The sequence below is a fragment of the Roseateles sp. P5_B10 genome, assembly GCF_056400485.1.
The window spans coordinates 1-3533 of record NZ_JBFULE010000564.1 but is presented as its reverse complement, the minus strand read 5'-3'; the positions used below and the strand labels follow the sequence as shown (position 1 = coordinate 3533).

The 3533-nt window shown below is 67.5% G+C and carries 2 protein-coding genes; one reads left to right on the top strand and one right to left on the bottom strand.

The annotated features are described in order from the left end of the window. A partial coding sequence (locus tag AC1DU6_RS23860; RefSeq protein ID WP_477860096.1) for an efflux RND transporter permease subunit occupies window positions 1-2805 on the top strand: 2805 nt, incomplete at its 5' end. Here the strand turns inward: AC1DU6_RS23860 and AC1DU6_RS23855 are convergent. Continuing rightward, window positions 2783-3533 (bottom strand): FAD-binding oxidoreductase (locus AC1DU6_RS23855; protein WP_477860094.1); only part of this gene is annotated, 751 nt, incomplete at its 5' end. The genes AC1DU6_RS23860 and AC1DU6_RS23855 overlap by 23 nt on opposite strands.

Below are 3533 nucleotides of genomic sequence, written 5' to 3'. Positions count from 1 at the left end.
TCGCTGTCCAGCACGACGCTGACGCACGCCCAGCTCAGCCGCCTGGCCGAGGACAAGCTTGCCGAGCGCTTTCGCGGCATCTCAGGCGTGTCGACGGTGGGTGTCAACGGTTCGCTCAAGCGCGAGTTGTCCATCCTGCTGCACGCCGAGAAGCTGCGCGAGTTCGGCGTCTCCGTCACCGAGGTGCTGAATGCCGTGCGCGCGCAGAACACCACCGCCCCAGTCGGCAAGGTGCGTGGCGCGCTGGAAGACCAGAGCATCCGCCTGCTCGGTCGCCTCGAGTCGCCGGCCGAGTTCGAGCAGATGATCATCAAGCGCACAGGTGGCACCGGCGGCGGCACCGTCGTGCGCCTGGGCCAGGTGGCCGAGGTGCAGGACGGCTTCGCCGAGATGACCGGCTACTCGCTGCGCAACGGCCGACCCAACGTCGGCATCTCCATCACGCGCTCACGCGATGCCTCCACCGTCAGCGTGGCCAACGGCGCGCGCACGCTGCTGAAGGAAATCGAGAAGGAACTGCCCAAGGGCACGACGCTCGAGATCACCCAGGACGGCGGCAAGGATGCCGAGAACAGCCTGCACAACGTCACCGATGCGCTGGTGTTTGGCGCCGCGCTGACCATCTTCGTCGTCTACGCCTTCCTGAACAGCTGGCGCTCGACGCTGATCACCGCGCTGTCCCTGCCCACGTCCGTGCTGGCCGCCTTCATCGCCGTCTGGCTGATGGGCTTCTCGCTGAACTTCATGAGCCTGCTGGGCCTGTCGCTGGCCATCGGCGTGCTCATCGACGACGCCATCGTCGTGCGGGAGAACATCGTCCGCCACATGGAGCGCGGCAGCGACCGCGTCACTGCGGCGCGCGAGGGCACCGCCGAGATCGGCCTGGCCGTGGCTGCTACCACCTTCGCCATCGTCGCGGTCTTCGTGCCGGTCGCCTTCATGGGCAACGGCCCCGGCCAATGGTTCAAGCCCTTCGCGCTGACCGTCGTGGCCTCGGTCGTCGTATCGCTCATCATCAGCTTCACGCTCGACCCGATGCTGTCGGCCTATTGGGGCGACCCCGTGGGCTACCACGAGCAGCCCAAGAAGGGGTTCGGCCGGCTGCTGGAGCGCTTCAATCACTGGTTCGACGGCGTGGCCAACGGCTATGGCCATGTCATCGCCTGGGCGTTGCACCACCGCCGCTGGATGACGGCCTTCGCGGTCCTCAGCCTCGTCGGCGCCATCTTCCTGCAGATGACGTTCGGCGGCTCCAGCTTCCTGCCGCAGGCCGATGCCGGCTTCCTGGCCATCGAGGTGCGCAGCCCCGCCTCCAGCAGCCTCGACTATTCCAAGCTCAAGCTCGACGCGGCCGCTGCCCTGGCCTCGACGATGAAGGAAACCAAGGCGACGACCTCCTATCCCAACGCCAGCGGCGGGCGCATCTACGTCGACATTGGCAAGAGCACCGAGCGCCAGCGCTCGGCCGCCGACGTCGCCAAGGAGCTGCGCGAGAAGGTCGCCCGCCTGGTTGGCGCCGAGTACGTCGTGCTCGACGACCTGAACAACGGCGCCCAGAAGCCCGTGCAGATCCGCTTCTACGGCACCGACACGCGCCGACTGCAGCAGATCACGCAGGACTTCCAGAAGACCATGGCGGGCATCAAGGGTGCGGTCGACATCGGCTACTCCGAGCAGGACCCGCAGAACGAGCTGCAGATCGAGCTCGACCGCAGCCTGGCCAACCAGATGGGCATCTCGGTCAACGACGCCGCCCAGGCGCTGCGCGTCGCCTTCGCCGGTGTCGAGGCCGGTGACTGGATCGACCCGACCGGCGAGGCCCGCGACGTGTCCATCCGCCTGCACCCGAGCGACCGCGTCGACGCCGCCAACATCGAGCGCCTGCCGATCGCGGTGACCGGCACCAACCGCATGGTGCCGCTGGACCAGATCGCCACCGTCACCATGGGCAAGGGCCCGGGCCAGATCCAGCACGGCGACGGCAAGCGCACCATCACGGTCAGCGCCAATGCCCAGGGCCGCTCGTCCGGCGAGATCACCGCCGAAGCCAAGAAGCTGGCCGAGAAGATCGACTTCCCGCCCGGCTTCGGCATCGAGCTGGCCGGTGCGGCACGTGACCAGCAGGTTGTTTTCACGGCCATGATCACGGCGCTGCTGTCCGGTATCGCGCTGATGTATTTCGTGCTCGTCATCCAGTTCAACAGCTTCACGGCGCCGTTCGCCGTGATGCTGTCGCTGCCGCTGAGCCTGATCGGCGTCGTGCTGGCGCTGATCCTGACGCGCGGCACGCTGAACCTGATGAGCCTGATCGGCGTCATCATGCTGATGGGCCTGGTGGCCAAGAACGCCATCCTGCTGCTGGACGCGACGCGCCAGGAGGAGAAGGCTGGCATCGATCGCGAAGAAGCGCTGATGCACGCAGGCCGCAAGCGCTTCCGTCCCATCCTGATGACGACGCTGGCGCTGATCGCCGGCATGATGCCGGTCGCCATCGGCATCGGCGAAGGCGGCGAGTTCTACCGCCCGATGGCCGTGGCCATCATCGGTGGCACCATCACGTCGACGCTGCTGACGCTGCTCATCGTGCCGACCTTCTACGACAGCATCGAGCTGGCCCGTGACCATGCGCTGGCCAAGTTCCATCGCCGCGTGCCGCGGTTCACGCTGGTCGGCGCCTTCGTGCTGACGCTGATCGAAGCGGTGCTGGCGCTGGTGATGGTGCGCTTCGTGTTCCGCCTGATCGTCAAGGCCGGCCGTTTCGTGACCGGCCGCCGCGTCGCCGTTACACCAGCCGCCCAGGGTTGAGGAGGTCGAGCGGGTCGAGAGCCCGCTTGATCGCCCGCATCAGCGCCAGGGCCGTCGGGTCCTTGCGCTGAGCCAGCTCGTCGCGCTTGAGCCGGCCAATGCCATGCTCGGCCGAGATCGAGCCGCCGCGCTGCTGCACGGCGTCGTAGACCCGTTCGTTGATTGCTGCCTCATGCGCGGCCAGGAACTCCGCCGGCGCCACGCCGGCCGGCGCCTGCACGTTGTAGTGCAGATTGCCATCGCCCAGATGGCCGAAGTCGATGACCTCGATGCCGGGCAGATAAGCCGCCAGCACCGCATCCATCTCGGCGACGAAGCCGGGAATGGCCGACACCGGCAACGAGATGTCATGCTTGATGTTCAGCCCCGCCTGGGCCTGGGCCAGCGGAATGGATTCGCGTAGATGCCAGAAGGCCTTGGCCTGCTGGATGTTCTGGGCAACGGCCGCGTCCTGCACGCAGCCGCCTTCGAGCGCGGTTTCAAGCAGACCTTCGAAGACGCTGCGTGCATGCTCGGCGCTTTCGGCGTCGGACAACTCCAGCAGCACGGTCCATGCCGCGGCCGGCAAGGGCTGGGGCAATTGCGGCAGCTCGCGCGCAACAAGGGCGAGCGAGGCGCGGTTCATCACTTCGAAGCCGGTCAGCGCATCGCCGGCGCGCTCGCGCGCCAGGCCGAGCAAGGCGACGGCATCGTCCAGCGAGGCACAGGCCGCCAGCGCGGTCAGGCGC